Annotated in this window: 25 protein-coding genes and 1 tRNA gene; 12 read left to right on the top strand and 14 right to left on the bottom strand. The window is 59.2% G+C overall.

Annotation, left to right across the window (positions count from 1 at the left end; translation table 11 throughout):
• Positions 1-14 precede the first annotated feature (14 nt).
• Genes yajC through queA form a run of 3 tightly spaced genes read right to left on the bottom strand, consistent with a single transcriptional unit; the run spans position 15 to position 2,616 of the window.
• Positions 15-353, bottom strand: coding sequence for a preprotein translocase subunit YajC (gene yajC, locus M1E04_RS19885; protein ID WP_037012510.1), 339 nt, complete (start codon positions 351-353; stop codon positions 15-17).
• A gap of 53 nt (positions 354-406) precedes the next feature.
• Positions 407-1,522: a tRNA guanosine(34) transglycosylase Tgt gene (gene tgt / locus M1E04_RS19890; protein WP_167355804.1), complete on the bottom strand. Its 1,116-nt coding sequence runs from the start codon at positions 1,520-1,522 to the stop codon at positions 407-409.
• A gap of 14 nt (positions 1,523-1,536) precedes the next feature.
• Positions 1,537-2,616 (bottom strand): tRNA preQ1(34) S-adenosylmethionine ribosyltransferase-isomerase QueA, encoded by a 1,080-nt coding sequence (gene queA / locus M1E04_RS19895; RefSeq protein WP_065990039.1) that lies wholly within the window; start codon positions 2,614-2,616, stop codon positions 1,537-1,539.
• Between the two features lie 108 nt (positions 2,617-2,724).
• Between queA and M1E04_RS19900 the strand changes: the two genes are divergently transcribed.
• From M1E04_RS19900 to M1E04_RS19940, 9 genes are all read left to right on the top strand, one after another.
• Positions 2,725-2,809 (top strand) — tRNA-Leu (locus M1E04_RS19900).
• 340 nt (positions 2,810-3,149) lie between these two features.
• A complete protein-coding gene (locus tag M1E04_RS19905; RefSeq protein ID WP_369318861.1) occupies positions 3,150-4,598 on the top strand; it encodes an OmpA family protein in 1,449 nt (482 codons plus the stop codon).
• Between the two features lie 24 nt (positions 4,599-4,622).
• Positions 4,623-6,245, top strand: coding sequence for a hypothetical protein (locus tag M1E04_RS19910; protein ID WP_296308323.1), 1,623 nt, complete (start codon positions 4,623-4,625; stop codon positions 6,243-6,245).
• A 1-nt stretch (position 6,246) separates the two neighbouring features.
• Complete coding sequence (locus M1E04_RS19915; protein ID WP_410927843.1) at positions 6,247-7,083, top strand: hypothetical protein; 837 nt, start codon at positions 6,247-6,249, stop codon at positions 7,081-7,083.
• A 371-nt stretch (positions 7,084-7,454) separates the two neighbouring features.
• Positions 7,455-8,294, top strand: a complete 840-nt coding sequence (locus M1E04_RS19920) for a hypothetical protein (protein ID WP_369318858.1) — start codon at positions 7,455-7,457, stop codon at positions 8,292-8,294.
• A gap of 2 nt (positions 8,295-8,296) precedes the next feature.
• Positions 8,297-8,599 carry a chorismate mutase gene (locus tag M1E04_RS19925; protein WP_369318888.1) on the top strand — a complete coding sequence of 101 codons (303 nt, stop codon included), beginning with the start codon at positions 8,297-8,299 and terminating at the stop codon, positions 8,597-8,599.
• A 376-nt stretch (positions 8,600-8,975) separates the two neighbouring features.
• The gene (locus tag M1E04_RS19930; RefSeq protein ID WP_065990051.1) at positions 8,976-9,599 is read left to right on the top strand and encodes a DedA family protein; all 624 of its coding nucleotides are present in this window, start codon (positions 8,976-8,978) and stop codon (positions 9,597-9,599) included.
• A gap of 67 nt (positions 9,600-9,666) precedes the next feature.
• Positions 9,667-10,452 carry a transporter substrate-binding domain-containing protein gene (locus M1E04_RS19935; protein WP_456291907.1) on the top strand — a complete coding sequence of 262 codons (786 nt, stop codon included), beginning with the start codon at positions 9,667-9,669 and terminating at the stop codon, positions 10,450-10,452.
• Between the two features lie 46 nt (positions 10,453-10,498).
• Positions 10,499-11,485: an ATPase gene (locus tag M1E04_RS19940; RefSeq protein WP_456291908.1), complete on the top strand. Its 987-nt coding sequence runs from the start codon at positions 10,499-10,501 to the stop codon at positions 11,483-11,485.
• 77 nt (positions 11,486-11,562) lie between these two features.
• On the opposite strand, the gene cyoE is transcribed toward M1E04_RS19940, so the two are convergent.
• The 7 genes from cyoE to hmpA all read right to left on the bottom strand — a co-directional run bounded on the left by cyoE (position 11,563) and on the right by hmpA (position 18,900).
• Positions 11,563-12,453: a heme o synthase gene (gene cyoE / locus M1E04_RS19945; RefSeq protein ID WP_192132344.1), complete on the bottom strand. Its 891-nt coding sequence runs from the start codon at positions 12,451-12,453 to the stop codon at positions 11,563-11,565.
• Between the two features lie 10 nt (positions 12,454-12,463).
• Positions 12,464-12,811, bottom strand: coding sequence for a cytochrome o ubiquinol oxidase subunit IV (gene cyoD, locus M1E04_RS19950; RefSeq protein ID WP_065990055.1), 348 nt, complete (start codon positions 12,809-12,811; stop codon positions 12,464-12,466).
• Positions 12,812-13,444, bottom strand: a complete 633-nt coding sequence (locus M1E04_RS19955) for a cytochrome o ubiquinol oxidase subunit III (RefSeq protein WP_192132347.1) — start codon at positions 13,442-13,444, stop codon at positions 12,812-12,814.
• Between the two features lie 3 nt (positions 13,445-13,447).
• Positions 13,448-15,466 (bottom strand): cytochrome o ubiquinol oxidase subunit I, encoded by a 2,019-nt coding sequence (cyoB, locus tag M1E04_RS19960; RefSeq protein WP_065990059.1) that lies wholly within the window; start codon positions 15,464-15,466, stop codon positions 13,448-13,450.
• A 3-nt stretch (positions 15,467-15,469) separates the two neighbouring features.
• Entirely contained in the window at positions 15,470-16,405 is a 936-nt protein-coding gene (cyoA, locus tag M1E04_RS19965; RefSeq protein ID WP_074886395.1) for a ubiquinol oxidase subunit II, read from the bottom strand.
• 470 nt (positions 16,406-16,875) lie between these two features.
• A complete protein-coding gene (locus M1E04_RS19970; protein ID WP_065990066.1) occupies positions 16,876-17,385 on the bottom strand; it encodes a disulfide bond formation protein B in 510 nt (169 codons plus the stop codon).
• 333 nt (positions 17,386-17,718) lie between these two features.
• A complete protein-coding gene (gene hmpA, locus M1E04_RS19975; protein ID WP_192132349.1) occupies positions 17,719-18,900 on the bottom strand; it encodes an NO-inducible flavohemoprotein in 1,182 nt (393 codons plus the stop codon).
• A 287-nt stretch (positions 18,901-19,187) separates the two neighbouring features.
• Between hmpA and M1E04_RS19980 the strand changes: the two genes are divergently transcribed.
• Genes M1E04_RS19980 through M1E04_RS19990 form a run of 3 tightly spaced genes read left to right on the top strand, consistent with a single transcriptional unit; the run spans position 19,188 to position 20,962 of the window.
• Positions 19,188-20,084, top strand: a complete 897-nt coding sequence (locus M1E04_RS19980) for a chemotaxis protein (protein ID WP_065990071.1) — start codon at positions 19,188-19,190, stop codon at positions 20,082-20,084.
• A gap of 41 nt (positions 20,085-20,125) precedes the next feature.
• Positions 20,126-20,587, top strand: a complete 462-nt coding sequence (locus tag M1E04_RS19985) for a GNAT family N-acetyltransferase (protein WP_192132351.1) — start codon at positions 20,126-20,128, stop codon at positions 20,585-20,587.
• A 48-nt stretch (positions 20,588-20,635) separates the two neighbouring features.
• Positions 20,636-20,962, top strand: a complete 327-nt coding sequence (locus tag M1E04_RS19990) for a hypothetical protein (protein WP_192132353.1) — start codon at positions 20,636-20,638, stop codon at positions 20,960-20,962.
• Between the two features lie 86 nt (positions 20,963-21,048).
• Here M1E04_RS19990 and M1E04_RS19995 read toward each other — a convergent pair whose 3' ends face one another.
• From M1E04_RS19995 to M1E04_RS20010, 4 genes are all read right to left on the bottom strand, one after another.
• Positions 21,049-21,291, bottom strand: coding sequence for a hypothetical protein (locus tag M1E04_RS19995; RefSeq protein ID WP_192132355.1), 243 nt, complete (start codon positions 21,289-21,291; stop codon positions 21,049-21,051).
• 109 nt (positions 21,292-21,400) lie between these two features.
• Positions 21,401-22,393 carry a fimbrial protein gene (locus tag M1E04_RS20000; RefSeq protein ID WP_192132357.1) on the bottom strand — a complete coding sequence of 331 codons (993 nt, stop codon included), beginning with the start codon at positions 22,391-22,393 and terminating at the stop codon, positions 21,401-21,403.
• A gap of 1 nt (position 22,394) precedes the next feature.
• A complete protein-coding gene (locus M1E04_RS20005; RefSeq protein WP_456291909.1) occupies positions 22,395-23,174 on the bottom strand; it encodes a fimbrial biogenesis chaperone in 780 nt (259 codons plus the stop codon).
• Positions 23,165-25,678: a fimbria/pilus outer membrane usher protein gene (locus M1E04_RS20010; RefSeq protein WP_456293217.1), complete on the bottom strand. Its 2,514-nt coding sequence runs from the start codon at positions 25,676-25,678 to the stop codon at positions 23,165-23,167. Before M1E04_RS20010 ends, M1E04_RS20005 begins: the two co-directional genes overlap by 10 nt.
• Positions 25,679-25,687 lie beyond the last annotated feature (9 nt).

Below are 25,687 nucleotides of genomic sequence, written 5' to 3' on the forward strand. Positions count from 1 at the left end.
GTAAAAGACTGGAATCAGATGGCTTTCAGAGTGCCCTTGGGCAGGGTGGCAGCGATTGCGCCCTTCTGGATCTTCAGCTCTACGGTGTCGGACACTTCGATAACAACGAAGTCATCAGTCACTTTGTTGATCTTGCCTGCGATACCGCCGGTAGTGACGACTTCATCACCCTTCTGCAAGTTGCCCAGCAAGTTCTTTTGCTCTTTGGCGCGCTTGGCCTGTGGACGCCAGATCATCAGATAGAAGATGACCAGAAAGCCGACCAGGAAAATCCACTCGAAACCGCCGCCCATAGGGCCTGCAGCGGCAGGGGCAGCCGCATCCGCGAAAGCGGAAGAGATGAAAAAGCTCATTTAACACTCCAGTTGCATATTTTAATAATAGGAAGCGAAAGACCGGATGTCGCTCAGTCCAGTAACGGCGTCACAAGCCCGCGTTTGGCATAGAACGTGTCGACAAAGGCGGCCAATGTACCTTGTTGAATAGCCTCGCGCAAACCAGCCATAAGCAGCTGGTAATGGCGCAAATTATGGATCGTATTGAGCATGCTACCCAGCATTTCGCCGCACTTGTCCAAGTGGTGCAGATAGGCGCGGGAGAAGTTTTTGCAGGTGTAGCAATCGCAGGTCGGATCCAGCGGCGACTCATCGTAACGATGAAACGCATTACGGATTTTCAGAACACCGGTATCGATGAACAGATGACCGTTGCGCGCATTGCGCGTAGGCATCACGCAGTCGAACATGTCGACGCCGCGGCGGACACCTTCAACCAGGTCCTCGGGCTTGCCTACACCCATAAGGTAACGAGGTTTGTCAGCCGGCATGCGGCCCGGCAGGTAGTCCAGGACCTTGATCATCTCGTCCTTGGGCTCGCCGACCGACAGGCCGCCAATCGCCAGGCCGTCAAAGTCGAGCTCACTCAAGCCTTCGAGCGAGCGCATGCGCAGGTTCTCGTGCATGCCGCCCTGAACGATGCCGAACAGCGCCGCGGTGTTTTCGCCGTGGGCGATCTTGGACCGCTTGGCCCAGCGCAGCGACAGCTCCATGGAGGTGCGCGCAACTTCTTCGTCCGCAGGATACGGCGTGCATTCGTCAAAGATCATCACGACGTCGGAACCGAGGTCGCGCTGAACCTGCATCGATTCTTCAGGCCCCATGAACACCTTTGCGCCGTCAACCGGAGAGGCGAAGGTCACGCCCTCCTCCTTGATCTTACGCATCGCGCCCAGGCTGAACACCTGAAAACCGCCGGAGTCGGTCAGAATCGGCCCTTTCCACTGCATGAAATCGTGAAGGTCGCCGTGGCCTTTGATGACTTCAGTACCCGGACGCAGCCACAGGTGGAAGGTGTTGCCGAGGATCATCTGAGCGCCGGTGGCCTCGATGTCCCGAGGCAGCATCCCCTTGACCGTGCCGTAGGTGCCGACCGGCATGAACGCAGGCGTTTCGACAACGCCGCGAGGAAAGGTCAGGCGACCGCGACGCGCTTTGCCATCGGTGGCCAGCAGCTCGAAAGACATACGACAGGTGCGACTCATGCGTGATCCTCTGGGGCCGAGTCCGTCGGGGTTGATTCCCCGGGAGCGGTCGGCGCGGGATTGCGGGTGATGAACATGGCATCCCCGTAACTGAAGAAGCGGTAACCGTGCTCCACCGCAGCCGCGTAGGCCGCCATGGTTTCGGGATAACCGGCGAATGCCGAGACCAGCATCAACAGCGTCGATTCCGGCAAATGGAAATTGGTGACCAGTGCATCGACCACATGGAACGGTCGGCCCGGGTAGATAAAGATATCGGTGTCGCCGCTGAAGGGCTTGAGCACGCCATCGCGCGCGGCACTTTCCAGCGAACGCACGCTGGTCGTGCCCACGGCGATCACCCGACCACCGCGTGCGCGGCAAGCGGCCACGGCGTCGACCACGTCCTGAGTGACTTCAAGCCACTCGTTGTGCATGTGGTGATCTTCAATGCGCTCAACGCGCACCGGCTGGAATGTCCCGGCGCCGACGTGCAGCGTCACGAATGCGGTCTCGACGCCCTTCTCGGCAATCGCCGCCATCATGGTCTGATCGAAATGCAGACCTGCCGTCGGCGCCGCCACAGCACCGGCGCGCTGGGCGTACACGGTCTGATAGCGCTCGCGGTCGGCATCGTCGTCCGGGCGGTCTATATAAGGAGGCAACGGCATGTGCCCGACGCGCTCGAGCAGCGGCAGCACCGGCTCGGCGAAGCGCAGCTCGAACAACGCATCATGGCGCGCGACCATCTCGGCCTCGCCACCGCCATCGATGAGAATCGTCGAACCCGGCTTGGGCGACTTGCTGGAGCGCACATGGGCCAGCACACGGTGCTGATCGAGAACGCGCTCAACGAGGATTTCCAGCTTACCGCCCGAGGCTTTTTGCCCGAACAGCCGCGCCGGAATCACCCGGGTATTGTTGAAGACCATCAGATCGCCAGGGCGCAAATGCTCCAGCAAATCAGTGAATTGGCGGTGTGCCAGCGCGCCGCTTGGCCCGTCGAGGGTCAGCAAACGGCTGCTGCGTCGCTCCGCCAGAGGATGGCGAGCGATCAATGAATCCGGGAGCTCGAAGGTAAAGTCAGCGACACGCATGATGGGGTTCGTCTAGCAGGGCCGGGAAGTTTAGCGGAATAAGTGAAAATTGACCATGAAACATGATTGACCAACGGTAGGCTCGTCTCTATACTTCGCCGCCATTGAGCCCTGATGGCGGAATTGGTAGACGCGGCGGATTCAAAATCCGTTTTCGAAAGAAGTGGGAGTTCGATTCTCCCTCGGGGCACCAAACAGCAACACCTTCAAGTGGTTACGTGACTTGGAGCACAGAAAAACCGGCCAGATTTGAGCCGGTTTTTTTTGTGGGCGGCATTTACTAAACGGTTAAGCATCAGCATCAATCCCCCCCGTCCTCAGCACATCGCCAGCCTAGGCTGATCCCCTCAGCAAAAATTTCCAAAACCAAACGGGAATGGCCCTTTGACATTGAATCCCCTGCCCCGCTGTGGTGAAATCCCCCGCCTGAGAAATCGGATCCATTGAAGGCTTTTCATCACGGACGAAGACAGGCGATTGCGCCCGGTCATCACGTCCGTGCGCCTTTCGCAGTCTCACAAGGAGCGTACGCATTGAAGTCTTTTCATCCCGGCAAGCTGACGGTGCTGGCACTGGCAGTGACGCTGAGCAGTTGCGCCACGTTCGATCAGGCCGGCCGTGATTACGGCACGGCGATAGGGTGCGCAGGTGGGGCATTGCTCGGCGCGGGTTTGATCTACGCCGCCACGGGTAATGCTGGCAAAGCCGTCGCAGGCGGTGTGGTCGGCGGTGCAGCGGGTTGCGCAGTGGGCCATGTCTGGCAGAACCGTCAGCAGGAACTGCAGCGCATTGCGCAGGAAGAACACCTGAAAATGCAGATCGACACGCTGCAGGCACAGGCCCCCGCGCAGAATGGCAAACCTGCCGTGATGGCGGACGCGGGCATTGTTGCCCAGGTCGAAGATCAGGGCATGTTTCCCACGGGCAGCGACCAACTGACAGCCGATGGCCTGCGTCAGGTGCGCAAGCTCGCCAACGCGTTCAAGCCGGCGCAAGGCCAGTCCAACGCTCAGCGGCAAGCGGTTTTGGTGGTGGGACATACCGACGCGACCGGCTCCGCAGACTTCAATCAGCAACTGTCCGAGCGTCGTGCGCGCAGTGTCGGCAAAGTCCTGGCGGAGGCCGGTATTTCCGCTCAGAGTCTGTACTTCCAGGGTGTAGGCGCAGCCCGTCCCCTGGCCGATAACACCACCACCGAAGGGCGCGCCCAGAATCGCCGTGTGGAAATCGTCCAGCTGGAGTCCACGGCGCTGCTGGAACAACGCGTTAAACAGGAGCGCAGCAACCCGCGCTATCTGGCCCATGGGACGCGCAACCAGCCCACGCCGAAAGCCAAAGTCGCTGCGTCTGCACCTCAAGCTGAGGCGCCGAAAAAATCTACCGAGCAGCCGGTTGCCGCGCTGGCCCCAAACTTCATCGATTTCGGCGGAAGCCCCGCCAGCTCGGATGTCAATCAACTGGCCCGCCTGGTCAAACCCATGGAGTCCACGGGCTTCACGCTGATCAGCAAAGCCAACGCAAGCGTGCCGGTCGCGAGCTGTGAAGCCGATCGCCCACGGGTTGCCGGCGCGGTGAAGAACCTTGCGAGCGGACAAGAACTGGCCGAGCACGAGACCACCGATTACCTGCCGGGTTACAACGGCAGAGTCTGGGCCAACAACGTCAACGGCAATCTGGTGACCATCACGCCAATCGCCGTGCTGCGCAACAACGCAGAGATTGCCAAGCAGCCTCGTATCCAACTGGTTAAAGGCTACGAACAGAACAAGAAAGGCAAAGCGACCACCCTCGCTGCTGTTGCCAACACTTTCGAAGGCCAGGACACCGTGCTCTATCGCGTGTTCATCGACGACGCTCAGGCGCCGGTGAACTGCATGGACATTGTTCTGGACAAGAACGGCGGCAAGGCAGTGGACGGCAAGTTGTTCTATGACAAAACCGGCGAGAGCTACGTCGCTAAATTCGTCCCTATCCGCACCTGAAGTCCGTAACGCTCGAGGAATAACATGGAACAGTTTTCAATGGACGCCCTGACCGCTTTTCTTGTAATGCACCGCGTGGCAGTGGGTTTGATCCTGAGCACGCTGGTGCTTCTGGTCGCCATCAGGATCTGGTGGTCGAAAGTCAGCTACTTCTATATGAACGTGGCGTACGCCCTGCCGCTCGTGGGTCGAATCAGCAGCTTGAGCAGAAAGCCGCCTATCACTGAAGCAGATGGTTGGATGGACAGCGAATCACGCCTGTGTGCCGACTATTACTCGTACTACCGAGGTTTCAACAAAAGCCCGGACTATTATGACAAGTGCCGTGATTACCTGAACAAGGTTCACGAGACCGGTCGACGGGAGAAAGGCTTCTTCATGTGGATGCTGATCATCGGCCTGATCTTCTTCGAAGCCGTTGGTTTTGCCTACGTCCTTGCGCCGTTCATGGTGCAAAACATATCCGCCAATGTCGCTGGCATGCTGGCGTGGTTCACTGCCTTTCTGCTCTCTGTCGCCGCGGTATTCTTCACCGAGATGGCAGGCCGCGAGATGCACCACAGCAGCCTGATTACCAAGATTCGCACTTGGTATGAGCAGTCGCGCACGCCGAGGGATCTGGAGGCGGACACCAAAGTCGATATCGACAATACCTACCGCGACGACGACGAACCCAATTACCTTAAAGTGCTTAACCGCACTGACCACAACGCACGGGTCACGCCCAAATACACGTGGACCACGGTCTGCCTGATTTATGTGCTGGCGATTGCGATTGGTGCCTTTGTCATCCGTAACTACAGCCTCAAATCGATGGAAGTTGATTTGGTCAGCAACCCGGATGCCTTCAGCCAGACTCAGTCGGGCAACACCAAACTGCCGGATTCGCCATTCGAGTTGCCGGCTGAAAGCGCGCAGGAAAACCAGACTGCCGATCAGACCTCGGCACACGACAAAATGGAGGCCATCCGCGCTGCGTCGCTGACGACTTACATTATCCTTTCGGTCATATTCCTGGGCATTCAGGGCGTGGGCATCGTGCTGTCCAATCGGTTCTCCTTCGCGGGGAAACAATCGGGGCAAGCGTGGCAATACACGCGTGGGTTCAATAACGCCGAAGAGTTTGCTGCTCACTATCAGAATCTTCGCGAACATGTCGCCCGTGATGCGCAGGCCAAACTGACAGCCTTACAAAGTCGACTGGCCAACCGCATTACCACCTCAGGCCATGAGCGAGAGCATTTGCTCAAAGGGTTTGGTCACCGTAACTTCGATACGTATGTCACCAAGCGCCACGAGGGTTTCCGCAAGAGCGATGACAGCCGCCTGGAGCAAGACCGTCTCAGCCGGGAGCAACGGAGTGCAGACCAGGCTCACGAGCGTGCGAGGGCAAAATCGGCTGTCACTCAACCGGCGGCGGCCGAGTTGGCAATGGCTACGCCTGCTGCCGCTCCAGAAGCGACCCCGATTGCGCTCAAGCCTACAGTCGCACTCGACCCGGACAATTTCGACGACCTGAATGACTTCGACGATGACGAACTGGCATTTCTTGCCGGCAAGTACGAAGTCACTGTCGAACAGTTGAAGAAAGTCCAGAAGCTGCAACGCATGGCTGCAAAAGCCACTCAAACACGTCAGGAGCAGTGATATGAAACGGCGCGCCTTGCTGGCAAGCACTCTCCTGTTACTGGGCACGCCGTCACTGCAAGCGGCTGAGCGTAATGACCTGCCCAGTTGCTATGACTTCGCAAAGCTGTCCGAATACCGACCTGCCTCCTCCGGGCGCGAGCTGATTATCATCGTCGACCAGACGGTTCAGTTGCCAAAGGACCTGAAGGAGTCGACTTACAGTCACGCGCTGCGGTACGTCAAACCGGGCGACAGCGTCCGGCTGTACCAGTTTTCCGCTTACTTGCCGGGTAATTACATGAAGCTGATGTATACCGGGCAACTTGAAGACAAGCTGGATGATAAGAAACGCGACGACATCGGCATGAACAGCCTGCGTCAGCTGGACAACTGCTTGGCCAAACAGGTCGATTTCTTTCGCAAAACATTGGGCCAAAAACTGGTAGAAAGTTTCGCGAAGCCGGGCGAGGACATCGCAAAGAGCGAGATCTTTTTCAGCCTCAAGCAGATAGGCGAAGACATCGCACCGCGGCCTGCACAGGAGAAGGTGGTGTTGCTGGTCTCCGACATGCTGGAAAACAGCGACTTCGGCAGCTTTTACGCCAGCAACCAAATCCGCGCCATTGACCCGGCTGCAGAGTTGAAAAAAGTCGAGCAGAAGAAACTGTTTGCAGACCTGGGCGGCGCCAAAGTCTATGTACTGGGCGCAGGTCTGGTACCTGGGACCGCCAAGAATGGCTATCGATCGGGCAATACGGTGCAGAAGCTGGAGACCTTCTGGAGCGGATATTTGAGCCAGTCCAATGCTCGACTGGTGAGCTTCGGGGCGCCGTCGCTGACAGTTGATTTGCAGTAGGGCGCAGGCTTTCGCGTCTACCAAGACGGGATTTGGCCGGAAAACCGCCAGATACGACGCCGCAAATCTGGCGGCGTCACCACCGGTCGCTTCCCGACTGAAGCCGGTCCCACTGACACAACGCGCGCCTTCGCAGGACTGGCTTTAGCCGGGAAGGCGCCATGTGCCATGCCGCATATCTGGTGGAGTTCATACCACCTCTTTTCAGTGCTACCCGTAACCGCTTCCGCACTTAGCCGTTTTCTCTGTAGGCAACATCCGACAAACGACTCAGAACCCTCTCTACTAGCATCACCCCGCACAGTGAGTATGATCGAACAAGGACGGCACTGAGCCAGTTTTCAACCCTCGGCTGCGCTTAAGGATAAGAGATGCAATCAGTCATTTACCGCGTGGACCTGAGCCCATGCTCGCTGGCCGAGTTCCAGCAGGATGTAGAAAAATACGCGGGCAATATCAGATGTGTCGAGTGCGAGGCAGGCGCTTGGTTTGTCAGCGGATCAACTGGTGGGCTGCGAGAGAGAGCTGCATGTTTCGCAGCGCATCACAAAGAAGGCTGCCAAATCAAAACGGTGGTGCTCGTCGTCGATGGCGAAGAGCCAGGCATTGTCGATGGTGAAGACACTGCGCACATCGTTGTGGATCTCGACAAGCGAAAACCCCAAACCATTCTGACACCGGCCCCACCCGCGACACCCCCCGTGGGATCACCTTGGGGCAGCATCCAAAAGCAATACGCAAACGCGGCCGACTATCCAGTCAATAAGTCGCTGAGACAAATCCTGTCGAAGCTGATGCGTAATCCTGACTATCCCGAAGATGAAACCAACATCAGGATAACCGCCGACAATGGGCGGGTAGTCCTTGAAGGAAGCATTCGCCGCTTGCTGTTCTCCCAATATCAACTTTCAGGTATTGAGCTGGGCTCGGTGCGGCTGTTCTGGGGACAGATCAACAACGTCAACAGAAAGGAGGGTTCAGCCTGGCTCAACTGCGGCGACTATCTCAGTGAGCCAAGTATCCTGATTCGAGATAAGGATCTGGAAGATGAGATGCTTTCGGCATTTAAGCTCAGTGGCCTTAACGATCTCGCAGGTGCACGATTCATCATGGTGGGCCACCTGTCGGGATCTCCTAAAAAGAAAATCCTGAACTTCGGCTTCGCCAAATATATCGCCTTCGTAAAATACCGGATCAAAGACGAGAATTGACTATGGTGACCTGCACACCGCTTGAAGAAGTCCGGCGGCACATCGACCACATTGACCGCGACCTTGTGTCATTGCTCGCCCGTCGTGGGAATCTGGTTAACCAAGCCGCAGCGTTTAAAAAGACGACTGCAGAGGTCAGGGCGCCCTCACGGGTTGAGGACGTAATTGCGAATGTGCGAGCGGTCGCTGAGGAATGCGGGGCCTCAGCAGAGGTGGTGGAGAAGGTATACCGAGCGATGATTGCAGCGTTTATCGAAGAAGAGTTGTCGGCTCATGCTGCATTGAAAAGCGGTATTGCGCCCTAACTACCCCAGCCGCAATCCCTGCCCCCATCAAAAGTCCTGCGAAGTCAGCCCAGTACGACCTCGTTGATGTCCACATCCCCCGGCTGTTCGATCGCGTAGGGTGCCGCATTCCGCGCCGCCGCCCATGTACCTTTCCGTGTACCGAACGCAGTCAGGACCGGTGCCGAGCAGGGTGAGAATTGTCTACGATCATCTGATCCAGTGTCTGGGATACCCGCAGACCTTCCCCTGACGGCGCGGCGACGGAGGATTCGACATACAACGACCGAACCGATGACGACCCGCTTCGGTCGAACGCCGTGCGATGCGCCCCCGAGGCGTGCACGCTGCTGGACGTTTCAGCAGGCACTCATTCACCGAAAACCACCGGCCTTCCATGTTCGAACACATCGACTTCAACTATCTGCTTTCAAACTACGGGTACTGGGCCGTGTTCATCGGCTGCCTGCTGGAGGGGGAAACCATCCTGATCCTCGGCGGGCTGGCGGCACACCAGCATGTCCTGCAATGGCAGCAAGTGCTCATCTACGCCACATTGGGCGGGATGCTCGGCGATCAGATACTGTTCTGGACCGGGCGCTACTTCGGGCCACGCCTGCTGCCTCGCTTGCACCGTCAGCAGGCGACCATCGATCGCGTGTCGGACCTGATCAAGCGCTACCCCACGGCGTCCATTTTCTCGGTCCGTTTTCTCTACGGCATGCGCCTGATCGGGCCTCTGGTGATCGGCGCGAGTCGCTTGTCGCCCATCCGCTTCGCGATCATCAACCTGATCGGCGCGGCGGTCTGGGCGAGTCTGTTCCTGGCTGCGGGTTACTGGGCGGGCGGCTTCCTGGAGAACATGCTCGGCAACCTGAAACCTTATAAAATGCCGATCTTCCTGGGCGTGGTCGTGGTGGGCGCGGCCGTAGCGCTGTATCGCCATCGTCGCGCGAAAACCCGGCCTGCACGCCAAGCAGCCAAGCAGGCGAAAGACGTCCCGCCCTCCTCCGCTGGATAACGCTTCCCATCTGCGGCGACCGCCTCTATAACGGCAGACAGGCATTAGACGCAGAGGGATCGACTCGATGAACACACGCATCACCGCCGGTTTGCTGTTGAGCATGGTCAGCATCGCACAGGCTCAGGCCGCTGAGACGCCGTCGCACCTGGACACCGTCATGCAGAAGGGTCAACTGGCCGTTTGCACGACTGGGGATTACAAGCCGTACACCTTTCTCAAGCCTGACGGCCAGTACGAAGGCATCGACATCGAGCTGGCTCAGTCGCTGGCGCAGAGCCTGGGCGTCAAGATCGAGTGGGTCCCGACCACTTGGAAAACCCTGATGCCCGACTTCACGGCCGGCAAATGCGACATCGCCGTCGGTGGCATCTCGGTCACCCTGGAGCGACAGAAGAAGGCGGCGTTCAGCAGCACGCTGGACATCGACGGCAAGGTCCCGCTGGTGCGCTGCGAAGACGAGTCGAAGTACCAGACCCTCGAGCAGATCAATCAGCCCGGCGTTCGCTTGATCGAACCTCAGGGCGGCACCAACGAAGCGTTTGCCCACGCCTACCTGCCCAACGCCAGTCTGGCCTTCCACGACAACAAAACCATTTTCCAGCAGTTGCTCGACAAGCAGGCCGACGTGATGATCACCGACGCGTCCGAAGCGCTGTACCAACAGAAACGCATGCCTGGCTTGTGCACGGTCAATCCGTCGCACTACATGCAATACGGCGAAAAGGCCTACCTGCTGCCCCGGGATGATGTGGCCTGGAAGGCCTATGTCGATCAATGGCTGCATCTTTCAAAAGCCACCGGCGCTTACAAGAAAGTGGTCGGCGAATGGCTGGCGATGCCCAACGAGTGACCGTGCGCATGCCAGAAAGACTTCGGCACAGGACCCCGCCGTATCCATGAAAACCAACAGAACCATTACCCGCGCGTTTTGCGTCGAGCTGCAGCAAGAGCTGTCCATCATAGCGGCGCGACGTGAGTACTTTTCTCAAGAGCCGCCTCGGGCGCGCTTCAGCTTTTTGTGCTCGTCCGAGCCGTGCCGTGCCCTGGGTGTCAAAATCACCGGGGTTCGCTATGACGTGAAGCCCCAGGAGCACCCGACCTTCGTCGCCGCGCACTACCGGGCCAACCCGAACTACGAACATCATGCCGATTGCGAATGGGTGGATGAAGCCGTCGAAACGCCGGTCGTGCAGGAAGCCGAAACTGAGGCCGAAAGCGAGCTGCGCAAGGTCAAGCGCAAGCTGGATGACTACATAGATGTCTTCGATCCGACCCCGAAGGAACGCGCAAAACCCACACCGCCGACAGATAAGCCTGACGCCGATCCGCTCGAGAGGCCCGAAGACGCCACGCCTCCCGCCGACGCGCTCAAGGCCAGACAGGACAAGCAGAACCGCACCAGCAATCTGGAGCGTTTGGTCGACAGCTTTCGTCAGGCCCAAGCCTCGTTGACCAAGGAAGAGCTTGCACTGCTGACCCTGCGCATTCCGGGTCAGGGTGAAGTGTCATTGCGCGCTTATTTCCGCCATATCAAGTTCGCTCAGCTTAATGATGAGCGTCGGGTGCTGTATGGCGGCGGGCTGGTCGAGCGCTACGGGACAGGCTTCAAATTCAAGTTCTTCGATCGCCTGCAAGGCAAGTTGGTGACCTTGTACGTGTCACCCGCGCAGATGCAGGCCTACCGCTCAAGCCGCTACCTCAGCGAGCTGCTGAGCCACGCCGATGAGGTGCGCTTCTTCACGGTCTTTGCCTTGGGCACACTGGTCGCCAGCCCTTCCGGGAAAAGCGTCAGTGTGGAGATCGAAGACTTGCGCCATCTGGCCATCGTGCTTGGGCCGGCAAAGGACGCTGATGAAGCACCTGTAAAAGGCCCGGCCAGCTAAGACCCTGAGTTTCTTCAGCCCAGAAAAAACCCGGTCACTCTCACGAGAAACCGGGTTTTTTTGTTTCATTCAAGCAACTAAGGCGCTGCGTATGTGACCAACAGTTCCTTAGTTACCTGAAAATCCAGCGACATGGCCACGCTCAAGGCTGTGATCGTGAAGATGGAGAACACGAACAGCTTGCGTGCCCAAACGGTGTCGTCTTTGGCTTTGTAGCCGGTCCAGGCCATGTACAACCAGTACATGCCCATCGCCGCTGCAACGGCCAGATAATTGAGCCCGGCGTAACCGCCGAAGGTCAGCATCAAAGTCGCCAGCAGGAAAGCCAGGATGTAGATCAGGATGTGCCGCTTGGCGACCCGGATACCACGCTTGACCGGCAAGACCGGAATCGAGGCAGCCCGATAGTCATTGAAGCGGAAAATCGCGATGGCGTACGAGTGAGGCATCTGCCACAAGCTGAACATCACCAGCAAGGTCAACGCCGCGAGGTCGAAGGTGTTGCTGACCGCGACGTAACCGATCACCGGCGGCATCGCACCCGACAGGCTACCTACCAACGTGCCATGAACCGACCTGCGCTTCAGGTACAGGCTGTAGAAGCCGACGTAGATCACGAAGCCGATCACGGCAAACAGCGCCGCCAGTGCGTTGGCCTTGGTGTACAGCAGGCCGACGCCGACGACGCCGAGTACGGTGGCGTAGATCAGCGCCAGTTGCACTGACACCAACCCTTGCACCAGCACCCGATTCTTGGTGCGCTCCATCTTCACATCGATATCGCGATCGATGCAGTTGTTGAAAACGCAGCCAGAAGCCACCACCAGTGAAGTCCCGATCACCGCTGCCAGGAACAAGCCGATGTCGACATGTCCCTTGGACGCCAGAAAAAAGCCACCTGCCACCGAAAGCACGTTACCGAAAATGATCCCCGGTTTGGTGATTTGGATAAAGTGCTTCAGTGACATCAGGTTTTCCTCACTTCGCCATCATGGCGGTGTGAATGCTGAACATGATCCAGGTGCTCAAGCCAACGAGCAGCACGATCACAAGGCCAGCGAAGGCAAACGCGATGACGTTGTTGCGCTGTGCTGCGGAGCGGTCAAGGTGCAGGAAGTACACCAGGTGAACGATAACCTGCACGACTGCGAAGATCAGAACGACCCACAGCGTGGCCACTTTCGAAATCGTCGGGAACATCACCAGACCGAAAGGAATCGCGGTCAGGATGATCGACAGTACGAAACCGACCATGTACGACTTGAAGCTGCCGTGGGCGGCAGGTTCATGGCTGGCAGCGTCATTGGAGTGATGTGAATTCGCCATTTAAATGGTCCCCATCAGATAGACAACGGTGAACACGCAGATCCAGACCACGTCCAGGAAGTGCCAGAACAGGCTGAGCATGCTCAGGCGAGTCTGGTTGGTCCCGGTCAGACCGTGCTTGGAGACCTGGTACATCATGATCGCCATCCAGATCAGGCCGCTGGTCACGTGCAGACCGTGGGTGCCGACCAGCGTGAAGAACGCCGACAGGAAACCGCTGCGGTTAGGACCGTAGCCTTCGGAGATCAGCAGGTGGAACTCGTTGATCTCCATGCCGATGAAGCCCAGGCCGAACAGGAAGGTCACGAACAACCAGCCCAGAACGCCCGACTTGTTGCCCTTGTGCATCGCCAGCATGGCGAAGCCGTAGGTGATCGAGCTGAGCAACAGGCAGGCGGTTTCGCCGAGCACGTATGGCAGCTCGAAGATATCGTGGCCCGCAGGGCCACCCGCTACGTTGTTAACCAGTACCGCGTAAATGGCGAAGATCGACGCAAACAGAATGCAGTCGGTCATCAGGTAGATCCAGAAACCGTAGATCTTCATCTCGCCGGCGTCATGGTGACCATGGTCGTGCTCGTGGTCATGACCGTGGTCGTGACCCTTCGCACCATCTAATACTAAGTTCGACATTGTTTATGCCTGCTCCAGCTTGTTGACAGGAGTGTTTGTCTGACCGTTGCGGACCCGAGCCAGGATCGCATGCTGTTCGCCTTCGATGCGTGCCACTTCGGATGCAGGAACCATGTAGCCCTGATCGTCACGTGCAGCGTGAATCACGAAGTACACGATGGTACCGATCAAGCTGACGGCAGCCAGCCAGAAGATGTGCCAGATCATCGCGAAACCGAAGACGGTCAGCAGGAGGCCCATCACCATGCCCGTCGCCGTGTTGTTCGGCATGTGGATGTCGGAGTACTTGGCCGGAACCTTGTACGCCTCGCCATCACGCTTGGCGGCGTAGAACGGATCGATCTCGTTGGCTTTCGGCATTTCTGCAAAGTTGTAGAAAGGCGGTGGCGACGAAGTGGACCATTCCAGGGTGTGGCCATTCCATGGGTCACCGGTCAGGTCGCGGTTCTGCTCGCGATCACGGATAGACACGTAGATCTGGATCAGCTGGCAGGCGATACCGACGGCAATCAGTGCAGCACCCACGAACGCGACGTGCAGGTACGGCGTCCAGTCCGGGTTGTCAGTGGTGTTCAGACGACGGGTCATGCCCATGAAGCCCAGTGCGTACAGCGGCATGAAGGCGACGTAGAAACCAGAGATCCAGAACCAGAACGCTGCCTTGCCCCACTTCTCGTTCAGCTTGAAGCCGAACGCTTTAGGGAACCAGAACGCGAAGCCGGCGATGTAACCGAACACAGCACCACCGATGATCACGTTATGGAAGTGCGCGATCACGAACAGGCTGTTGTGCAGAACGAAGTCGGCACCCGGGATAGCCAGCAGTACGCCGGTCATACCACCGATGGAGAAGGTCACCATGAAGCCCAGGGTCCACATGACTGGCGCGGTGAAGCGCAGACGGCCCTGGTAAATCGTAAACAGCCAGTTGAACAGCTTCACACCCGTCGGGATGGAAATCAGCATCGTCGCCAGACCGAAGAAGGCGTTGACGCTTGCACCCGAACCCATGGTGAAGAAGTGGTGCAGCCAGACCATGAAGCCCAGAATCGAGATCGCACCGGAGGCGTAGATCATCGAGTGGTGGCCGAACAGACGCTTGCCGGTGAAGGTCGAGATGACTTCGGAGAAGACCCCGAACGCCGGCAGAATCAGGATGTAGACCTCAGGGTGACCCCACGCCCAGAACAGGTTCACGTACATCATCGGGTTACCACCCAACTCGTTCGTGAAGATGTGGAAGTCCAGGTAACGGTCGAGGGTCAGGAACGCCAGGGTGCCGGTCAGGATCGGGAACGAAGCCACGATCAGGACGTTGGCCCAGGTGCAGGTCCAGGTGAAGATCGGCATGTCCATCAGTTTCATGCCAGGGGTACGCATCTTCAGAACGGTGACCAGGAAGTTAACCCCGGTTAACGTCGTCCCCAGTCCTGAGAGCTGCAGTGCCCAGATGTAGTAATCCACACCCACGCCCGGGCTATAGCCGAGTTCGGAAAGCGGTGGATAGGCAACCCAGCCAGTACGTGCGAACTCGCCGACGCCCAGAGACACGTTCACCAGAATCACGCCGGAGATCAGCAGATAGAGGCTCAAGGAGTTCAGGAACGGGAAGGCAACGTCGCGAGCGCCGATCTGCAGAGGCACGACGATGTTCATCAGGCCGGTGAAGAAAGGCATCGCCATGAAGATGATCATGATCACACCGTGAGCGGTGAAGATCTGGTCATAGTGCTCAGGCGGCAGGTAGCCGGGCGAGCCTTCAGTGGCCATGGCCAATTGCGAACGCATCAGTACGGCGTCGGCAAAGCCGCGCAGCAGCATGACCATTGCAATGATGATGTACATGACACCGATTTTCTTGTGGTCGACGGACGTCAGCCACTCGGTGTAGAGGTAAGTCCATTTCTTGAAGTACGTGATCAGGCCCAACAACGCCGCGCCACCGATCGCGATCATGGCGACCGTGATCATGACTATCGGCTCGTGGAACGGAATCGCGTCCAGACTTAATTTACCAAACATTGCTTACTCCTCTGCCTGCGCAGCTGACTGCTTACCCATGTCCATCCCTTCCGTACCTGCTACTTCTTTCTTCTCATGGACAATCTTGCCCGGCTTCATACCTTCATACTTGTCGATGATGATCTGGAACAGGTTCGGAGTGACCGAGGAGTAGAGTTCAACGGGGTTACGTTCGCTAGGCTTGGCCAGCGCGGCGTATTCGGCCGTTGCCAGTGTTTTAGGTGAATTCTTGACGTCGGCAACCCAGGTGTCGAAATCAGCCTGTGAGGTGGCTGTCGCCTTGAACTTCATGCCGGTGAAACCTGCGCCACTGTAGTTGGCGGAGATGCCATCGAACTCGCCGTTTTCATTGGCGATCAAGTGCAGCTTGGTCTGCATGCCGGCCATCGCGTAGATCTGGCCGCCCAGTGCAGGGATGAAGAACGAGTTCATGACCGAATCGGACGTGATGCGGAAATTGATCGGCGTGTTGGCCGGGAACACGATCTTGTTGACGGTGGCGATGCCCTGTTCCGGATAGATGAACAGCCACTTCCAGTCCAGCGCGACCACTTCAATGGTCAGCGGCTTGACGTCCGACTCGAGCGGGCGGTAAGGATCCAGCGCGTGGGTCGACTTGTAGGTCACGTAGCCGAGCACGATGATGATGGCCAATGGAACCAGCCAGACCACCAGTTCAATGCGGGTCGAATGCGCCCAGTCAGGCGTGTACGTCGCGCTCTTGTTCGTAGCGCGATACTTCCAGGCGAAGATGATGGTCATGAAAATGACCGGCACCACTACCAAAAGCATCAGCAAGGTAGCAGTGATGATCAGGTCACGCTCTTGAACGCCGACATGCCCTTTGGGATCCAGCAGGGTGTAATCGCACCCGCTGAGCAGGAGCATGCTGAAAAGGGCCAAGAAGCCAAAAAACCTGGGGTACCTTTTTTTACTCATCTCACGACCTCTAAAAGCAGCTTTCGCATCGCAGTTGGGTTTCGACCGCCAACACTTCACCCTGCCAGGTGCTGGCAAATGCTTGGATTGAAAAGGGGCCTGTCAGGAAGCATGTGGGCCTCACAACAAATCCGGGTTGAGCTTTGGTTTCTTATTCGAATGGTGGCACCCGCTAATGCGGACCAGATCCTTTGGCGCAGACATTCAGAACGTGACTCAGGAGGCCATTCGAACCGCGTCTACTAGAGCGAAAAGACGCTCAATAACCTCGATTTACACCGTCCCGCAAATGAGGGGGGGCGTGAATTGGGGGCGATTGTAGATACGTAAAGTTTTATTGACTATAAGTTTCTGCGCAACAGTTAATTTCGGAATCGGTAAAAATGCGGTGTTATGTCGCACCCTGAAAAGGCGGAAAGCCTCGGTTCCCGTGGAGGATCACAGGGGCTTTGTTACGCAACACTTTGTAATCAGCGTGCTTTCATCCTGTTACGAATGATTCCCGCCGGAACCAGCACGACAGTCAGAACAAACGCTACCAATGCCCACTGCGCCAGAGACAAACCGAGAACTGGCGGATATGGCGTCTCGCAGAAACCACCTACCTGAAAGCCTAGCGGAAATAGCGACGCCAGAGGCAGACCGTCGACGATCGGCTGAAGCACGTCGATGCCGCAGCTCTCTGTCGGATGGGTCTGGATATACACATGACGCCCCGCTGCAACGAGGCCGCCCACTGCGCTCAAGGTGACCAGCGCTTCACAGATCGTCAGGCTCAGACGCCCGGGCATCGCTGCGCCGATGAACGCAAACACCGCGATGAACAACAGCGCATACCGTTGCAGAATGCACAGCGGGCAAGGCGCTTCGCCCAGCACCACCTGCATGTAAAGGGCGCCGCCGATCAGGGCCAGGCAGATGATCCCGAGCACCACCAGAAGCTGCTTTTCACGCCGCAGGTACACCATCTCGTCAGTCATTCACATATCCTTTGAATTGGAGTCATCCGGATCGACGGATGCGTTGTGTTGCGGCCCGGACGCCCCGGAAAGCCGGCGATTCTACCACCGTCGTGCCCGTCCGTTCACAGAACGCCCGCCGCCGCACAACAGCAGCAGGCCAACGCCCGGCACCGCAACCGGCGCAATGGTGGACACTTGCGCATTACCTGAGCGTTAACATCCCCATACACAGCCCCCACCCGGCCTGACACCTTGCTTATATGTAGAAGAGTGCGGCTTTTTGTCGCAGACGCGCATCGCCGCGCGAACTCCTTCTATATATATGTAGGATGCGTCTAATTGTCGCAGCGATCATTCCAGCGCCGAGGCAGGACCGAAGAATTCGTAATGCGTCTGCGCATCGGGTACGCCCGCCGTTTTCAATTCACGCTTGATCGCAGACATGAAGCCTTTGGGCCCCAGAAAGTAGGCGTCAACATCCCGGTTCTCCGGAAGCCACTGTTCCAGCCGCGTCTGATCGAGAAGCCCTGTCCCATGGGGCGCGTGGCTTACGCCATCATCTTGCGCGTAGCAGTAGAAACGCTTGAGTTGGGGATGCCGGGTGGCGAGGTTTTCGATCCAGTCGCGAAACGCGTGCACCGAACCATTGCGAGCGCAGTGGATGAAGTAGATCGGACGCTGGGTATGCAGCGCGGCTTCCAGCATCGCCAGGGTCGGCGTGATGCCGACGCCGCCGCTGATCAACACCAGCGGTTTGTCGCTGTGGGTCAGGATGAATTCCCCTGACGGCGGAAACAGATTGATGCTGTCCCCCAGCTGCAGGTGATCGTGAAGGTAATTGGAGGCAACGCCGCCAGGCTCGCGCTTGACGCTGATGCGGTACTGATTGTTCCCCGCAAGCGCTGACAGCGAGTAGTTCCGGCGGATTTCGTCGCCCCCCACCTGCAGTTGCAGGCCGATGTACTGGCCGGCAGTGAATTGCAGAATCGGCTGGCCGTCTGCGGGGGCGAAGTAGAACGAGGTAATTTCTGCGCTCTCCGGTGTCTTGGCGACGACCTTGAATTCCCGTGCGCCGCGCCAGCCGCCCACTGCCTGGGCCTTCTCGTCGTAGATGGCTTTTTCTGCACCGATCAAAATGTCGGCGAGCTGGCCGTAGGCGTTGCCCCACGCCGTAATCACCTCGTCAGTGGCGATCTCGGCACCCAACACGTCGCGAATGGACTCAAGCAGACATTCCCCGACGAGAGGGTAGTGCTCGGGAAGGATCTGCAGTGCCACGTGCTTGTTGATGATCTTGGCGACCAGATCGCCCAGCTGATCAAGCTGATCGATGTGCCGCGCATACATCAATACGCCGTTCGCCAGCGCGCGTGGCTGATCGCCGCTCACTTGGTGGGCCTGATTGAACAGTGGACGCACCTGCGGGTATCGATCGAGCAGCATTTTGTAGAAATGGGTGATCAGCGCTTCGCCCCCGCTTTCCAGCAGTGGCACTGTCGACTTGACGATGGCACGATCCGATGCAGACAACATAGAAAACTCCTGAGATAGAATGAGCTGGCAATACCTCGGCAGTTCATGAACCGTGCCAGCTGTTCGACCCCCTGAAACCGGCCTCGGCGTAGAGATTGAATCAATTTGACTCCTCGCATTGCGTGTCAAAATGACCCTGACGAGGTCAATTTGACTGTGCAGGATGTGCACCGAAATGAGCCTTCAGGTCGAAAGGGTTAAAGCCTGACTTGCGCAGGTCGATAAACCGTCATCGAAAGCTTTTGGCCGATTCCACGCGGCCAGGCAACGCATCACAGAAGGTTTATATGTCCAAGAACGTCCGCGCAGATTCACTCTCGCTTCTGCTGTTCACGTTACGCAGCGGAAAGCTGATGGCGATCAACCTGCTCAAGGTCAGTGAAATCATCCCCTGCCCTCCCCTCACGCGCTTGCCCGAATCCCACCCGCACGTCAAAGGCGTCGCGACCCTGCGCGGCAACCCGCTGTCGGTGATTGACCTGAGTCGCGCGATTGGCGAGCGTCCGTTGGTGGACCCGGATGGCGGCTGCCTGATCGTCACCGATGTCAGCCGCTCCAAGCAGGGGTTGCATGTACAGGCCGTCAGCAAGATCGTTCACTGCCTGACCACTGACATTCGCCCGCCACCCTTCGGCTCCGGCAACAAGTCGTTCATCACCGGCGTGACGCAGGTGGACGGGACGCTGGTTCAGGTGCTGGACATCGAGAAGGTCATTCACGGCATCGCGCCGGCGCGGATCGTCGCCGAACGTGCCGAGCTGAGTACCGAAGACGCTGCCGTGCTGGCCAAGGCGCGCATTCTGGTGGTCGATGACAGTCAGGTGGCGCTGCAACAATCGGTGATCACCCTGCGCAACCTGGGCATCGAATGCCACACCGCCCGCAGCGCGCGGGAAGCCATTGATCAGTTACTTGAACTGCAAGGCACGGCGAAGCAGATCAACGTCCTGGTGTCCGACATCGAGATGTCGGAGATGGACGGCTACGCGCTCACCCGCACGCTTCGGGAGACCCCGGACTTCCAGGAGCTGTACGTCCTGCTGCACACTTCACTGGACAGCGCGATGAACGCCGAGAAGGCCAATGCCGCCGGCGCCAACGCTGTTCTGACCAAGTTCTCCTCGCCCGAGCTGACACGATGCTTGATCGAAGCCGCCCGCACGGTCGAAGCTCAGGGAATCTGAGTCCGGCCGCAGGCGATGCCTCCACCGCGCACTACTGGCTGATGCGCCGCCACCTTGCCCCGGCCAATGATGATGCGGTCTGGCCCGCTGGTGTGCGGCCCGTTGAGCTCAGTGCGCAGAACGCCCCGGCGGTTCATCAATTGCTGATGCTGGGACGCGAATACGGCGGCGGCCGGGTGCCCGACTATGCCACCTGGCTGGACGCCTTCGAGACGGATCCCGAGTTTGACCAGGCGCTGTGTTTAGTTGTGGAGGATGCTCAAGGCGTGGTGGCCGTGGCGCAATGCTGGACCAGCGCGTTCATCCGCAATCTGGTGGTTCACCCGCGCGCGCACCGTCAAGGCCTGGGTCTGGCGTTGCTGAATCAGGCGTTCTCGGCCTTCCGCCAGCGGGGCGAAGGCCACGTCGATCTCAAGGTGATGGAAAGCAACCTGGGCGCACGCCGACTGTATGAGCGCGCCGGTATGCAATATATTCAGCGCCACGAACTCGAACCGCGCTGAATCTGCGCCGAGACGCGTTCCCCCCTCATGCCATGGAGAGCCCTACCCATGAAGATGCACGTCGCGCTGTTACTCGTTCTCACCGCCTGCGCCGCCGGCCAGGCCAATGCCTCCAGCCCGGACGCCTGGGCCGGCTTCAACAAAACCCTGGTCGACAGTTGTGTCAGCGCCAGCTCCCTGAAGAATGCCAAACCTGCCGGCGCCGATGCGGCCTTCGATGACAGCGTCGGCTTCAACGCGCTGTTGATCAAAGGCCAGTACAAACAGGCGTTCATGAAGAACAAGACGGGCACCGAGCTGTGCCTCTACGACCGCAAGAACAAGAAAGCGGTGATCACCGAATGGGATAACGTCACCACGTTGCCGGAGAAGTAAGGCTCAGTATCAGGACAGTTTTCGTAACGAAGCATGACCACGGCGGGGGTCGGATGACCCTGCCGTGCGCGCCAGCGAAGGTGTGATCAGCGCTTGCCCATCGACCGACGGGTGCCTGATGGTGCGACGCCCGGACGCTTGTCGTGGTTCGATTTGCCCGAGCCTTTGTAGTGCTGCTGGTCCTTCTTGGCCTGCAACAGCTCGCCCGGTTTGAACGGGAAGCTGAAGGCCGGGATCGCAGGTTTTGCGTCCGCCGCCGCAGCGTTGGCGTCGACCGAAGCGTGCGAATCACGAGCATCAGGAGCGGGCGTGTGTTCGGGGGTGGTCATGAAAGCTCCGGAATGGCAGACGTTCGAGAATACGGGCGGCGCCCGAGGGCCGCGCAGCATACCTTAATCGCCAGCGGATCGCTTCTGCCAACAGACCGGCTGGGCGCGCCTATTTGTAGAACAGATCCACCATCACTTCCGCCGAAAACGGGCCTGCGGTCGGCTTACTGGTTTGCCAGAGCAGCTCGGCGTTGAAGTCAGCGGTCTCCGAGTAATTGCCCTCCAGCAGATCGGTCAGGTGGAAGGGTTCGAGGAACGGCACGGGCGAGCTGTCCCGGGCATGGGTGATGCGAACGCCGATGCTGTCGTTGTTGATGGGCACCAGCACGTCGCCCTTGAGTGTTCCAGACACCGGCGTGATGCGCGCATTGAGGCTGAACGGCGATTCGCAGGTGCGGCTGGTCGCCAGGGCGAAGCGCTGAAAGGTGGCGACTTCTCCCACCCGCACGTTGCGGATGGCCACGTCGCCGAAATCCACGGTCTCGGGCATGACCCGCAACTCAGCATCGCAGGCGACGAAGCGCAGCCCTTCAAGGTTGTTGATGACGTAGCTGAGCGTGCGGTCTCCCCCCGGACTCTGCCCTTTGCCAGCGTCGAGCTGGAACAATCGATAGTCGTGCAGATCACTGGCAACGCCGGAGGGCGGGGTCGGACCGTACTTCTGGATGAACACCGAAAACGCCAGGTTGAACGCGACGCTCGGGCAGGCCGAGCGTGCCTCCGTGCAGGCCGGGGCTTGCTGACGCGTGGGAATACGCCCGCTGGTTTGCACGAAGTCGACGCCGCTCAACGTGAGTCCGGCGCGAATGCCTTGTCCGATCTGCAGGTTGTCAGGGTTCAGATAAATCAACACATCCTCGGGACCACCCGGTTCGTCCCTCGCACATTCGACGGCAAGGTTCAGTCGCTCCGAACGCCAGACCGCGCTGCCATCGGGCAGATTCGCCGGGATGGCGACGGTGCTGCCGAGGTCCGCGCGCACCACCGTCTCGCCGGCGCCCTGGGTCTTGCAGGTCAGCGCCAGTGCGCAGCCGGGCATCAACAGCATCAGCAGCGGCGTCGTCAGCAACGTCAACCACCCTCGGATGATGGTTCTTTTCATGTCAGCATTTCCCTATGGGTGAGTGTGAATCCGGCGTGCGCAGCGGCACCGTAAACGGCTGCCCTCCCTGAAGCGGCGCACAGTAATCGCGCTGTCCGCCGTAATCAGTCATGGCCTTGAAACTCAGGATGAAGGGCACCGGGACTTTTGTGCCGAGGACAGGGAGGGGCAGCGATGCGTCCGAAAAAGGCGCCAGCAACCGGTGGTCTGCGACCTCGATTCCATTGAGGCGCAGGTCCAGCAGCGAAACGTGATACGGCGTCGGGTTGCGCACCGAAAGTGTTTCGCTCACCGATGGCGCGCGTTGCCAGAGGAGCGTTTGTGCCGCATCCGCCGGGTCGCCGGTCAGCCCCGCTGGCCGATAGAACACGTTGATGCGCTGGCGGATGGCAATGCTCAACTGCTGAACCGCCGGGCTGCGCCGAGGGATTTCCAGCACGAACAGGTGCAGCATCGATTCCCGGTCCTGGGGCATGCCGATGCCTTCATACAGCAGGCGCAGGGTCTGCTTGCCCTTGGCTGGCAGGCGCACCAGATGCGGGGTCAACGCGAACGGCAGGTCGGCCGCACGCCCATCGCCTGGCTGATCGTCGCTGCGGGGCGCATCGAGCCAGGCCTGAATCAAGGCCTCGGCATCACTGCGATTGCTGACCTCGATCGTCGCCTCGTTATCGCGACCGTCGAAGATCAATCGGGTACCTGACAGCGAGACCGCGCCTTGGGCCATGCCGCTGATCACGGCCAGAAATAACCCTGACAGACAGGCGCGTTTCATAGGCATTGCACCTTCAGGCGATCGTAGCTGCGATGGGCTTCCTTGGGCGGCAGCACGAACGATGCACGGCACTGCTGATCGGTCCATTTGACAGTGAGTTCGCCGCTGTCCCGCTCGCTCAGCACCAGCGCACGCCCGCTGGGGTCGACGGTTGCCAGCGGCTTGCCCTGCTCGTCTTCCACCGCTGCGCCCATGGGCAAGCGGCTGCCATCGGCCCGCACCAGTTCGAATTGCACACGCCGGCCGATTGCCGTGCGAAAGCTGATCAGGGGAGCCGCGCCGCGTCGGGGCACGACTTGGTCCACGGCATTTTCCAGCTCAACATCGGCGCCCAACTGGCGAGTATCGAGGTTGACCCAATTGGTTCGATAGGGCTGGGCGTAAGGCAGGATCGCATAGCCGTTATCGGCGGTTTCGACGTTGCTGAAATTGCTCAGCCGCGCACCGCTGACGTCTTTTACCTGCACCAGCGCGAAGGTCTCGCCCAGGGGCTGGCCGAAATTGACCCCGCCGCCGTGAGCAACCACCGAACCCGAAGCGCCCAGGCTCAACGCCTGATAGTCCCTGCCCTGTCCGTAGCCCGCATCGAAACGCCCGTAGGCCGTGGTGGTGCTGAGCTTGCCAAACCCTGACGACCCCGACTCACTGTCGTGACCCGCCTGTACCGAGTAGAAGCTGTTGCGGTCGTCGAAGAGTTGCCCGTTGAGGCCCGACTGCACGCTGGACGCGCCAGAGCTGTCGCGAACGGCATTCCCGAACACCCGCGACGAACCGGATTCGCTCCCCAGCGGCAGGCTCAATGTCAGCGCGACACGGTTGTCCGATCGATTGTCTCCGCTGCGCTCGAAGGTCTGGTTACGCTCGACCGACAGGCTGTAACTGAGGCTGCGCCACGCCGAGTTCCACGACAGAAAAAACTGGCGCGTCTTGCTGCCCCGGTCCCAGTAACGTTGTTCGGATCCGGTAAAGCTTAGCGACGCGCCCTGCGCCGGCAGCGATTGGGTCAGGCTGATTTCGAGGCGATCCTTGGCCCGCGCGCTGGCGGATCCGTCACGCGCCTGCAACGCATCCACATGGTCGTCGAACGTCAGGTATTGATTCGTTGAATAGCGATAGCCGGCCACGGCGAGGGTGGTTTGGGTCAGGTCCAGCGTGTTGGCGTAGCGCACCCGCAGGCTCTGCCCGCTGTAGCGTTGCTCACGCTGGCGGCTGAGGGACTGGGTCACGTCCAGCGACACCGCGCCGAGCCCGGTGTTAACACCCGCCCCGATGTTGCCGGCCTGGTAATCCTCGGCGATTTGCACGCCGCCCGCTGCCGTTACCCGCTCGGTCAGGCCGTATACCACGGTGCCGGAGGTGAAGCCGGGAGAGAGACCGTCCTCGGTGTTGCTGTCGTATTGGCCGGCGGCGAGGCTGTAACGCAACGCGCCTTTGGGCACCATGATGGGCAGCGATGCGTAGGCCTGGACGAACACGCGCTTGCTGCCGTCGGCTTCGACCACCGTCACTTCCAGATCGCCGTTCGACCCGCTGGGATAGATGTCGGTGATTTCGAACGGGCCCGGCGAGACGTTGCCGCTGTACAGCATGAAACCGTTCTGACGCACTTCCACCAACGCGTTGGTGTCGGCGATGCCACGAATGACCGGCGCGAAAATCCGCTCGCTGTCGGGCAGCATGCCCTCGTCGGACATCACCATGGCGCCAAGGAATCGAACGCTGTCGAAGACTTGCGAATCGGTAAAGGTTTCGCCCAGGGTAAGCTGGCCTTTCATTGCCGTGAGGTCGTGCTGCACGAACGTCCGGTTGCTGCGAAAGCGGTACGGCTGATCATTGCCATAGGTCAACGAGGACTCGTTGCGCAGTCGCCAGGCACCGAGGTTCACGCCGTTGCGCAGGCTCAGGTAATACTGATCCTGGGCGTGAGAGCGACCCTGGCCACTGCGGGTACGGCGCGCGCCGCTGAAGTTGTAATTGACGAAACCGACCGTCTCGCCCTCGTCCCATAACTCCGGCGGCACGTAGCCGCGAGCGCTGCGCAACATCATGGCCTGGGGAATGCTGATGTTCAGACGCAGGCTCGCCGGCTGGTAGTCGACGCGGGCGAATTCGACCCGCGCCGGGAGATCGAAACATTCCGTCGACGAGGCATCGCCGGCGTGCACAGCCTCCGGATTCATGCCGAACTGGCGAAGCATGTCCAGGGTGAGGCAGGCCTCGACGGTGCCTTTTGCAGGGTTGGCGATGAAGCTGATGTCACGCCGCCCGCTCAGCACACGATTGACGTAGACATCCACCCGATAGGTCCCGGGGACCACGCTGTTACCGTGCAAAAAGGTCGCGAGATCAGCAGGCTGATCGGTGCCCTGGATGAACGAGGTGTTGAATTTCACATCGGTCGCGGCGCTGCTTTGATCAGTCATTGCAGTCGCGGATGAGGCCAGTGCCATGCCTGCCGAGGCAAGAATAATCCTCGCCAGGGGGCTGATCCGGACAGGCAGGTGTGCCAGATGTCTGCG

Source organism: Pseudomonas sp. AK106 (assembly GCF_053903055.1).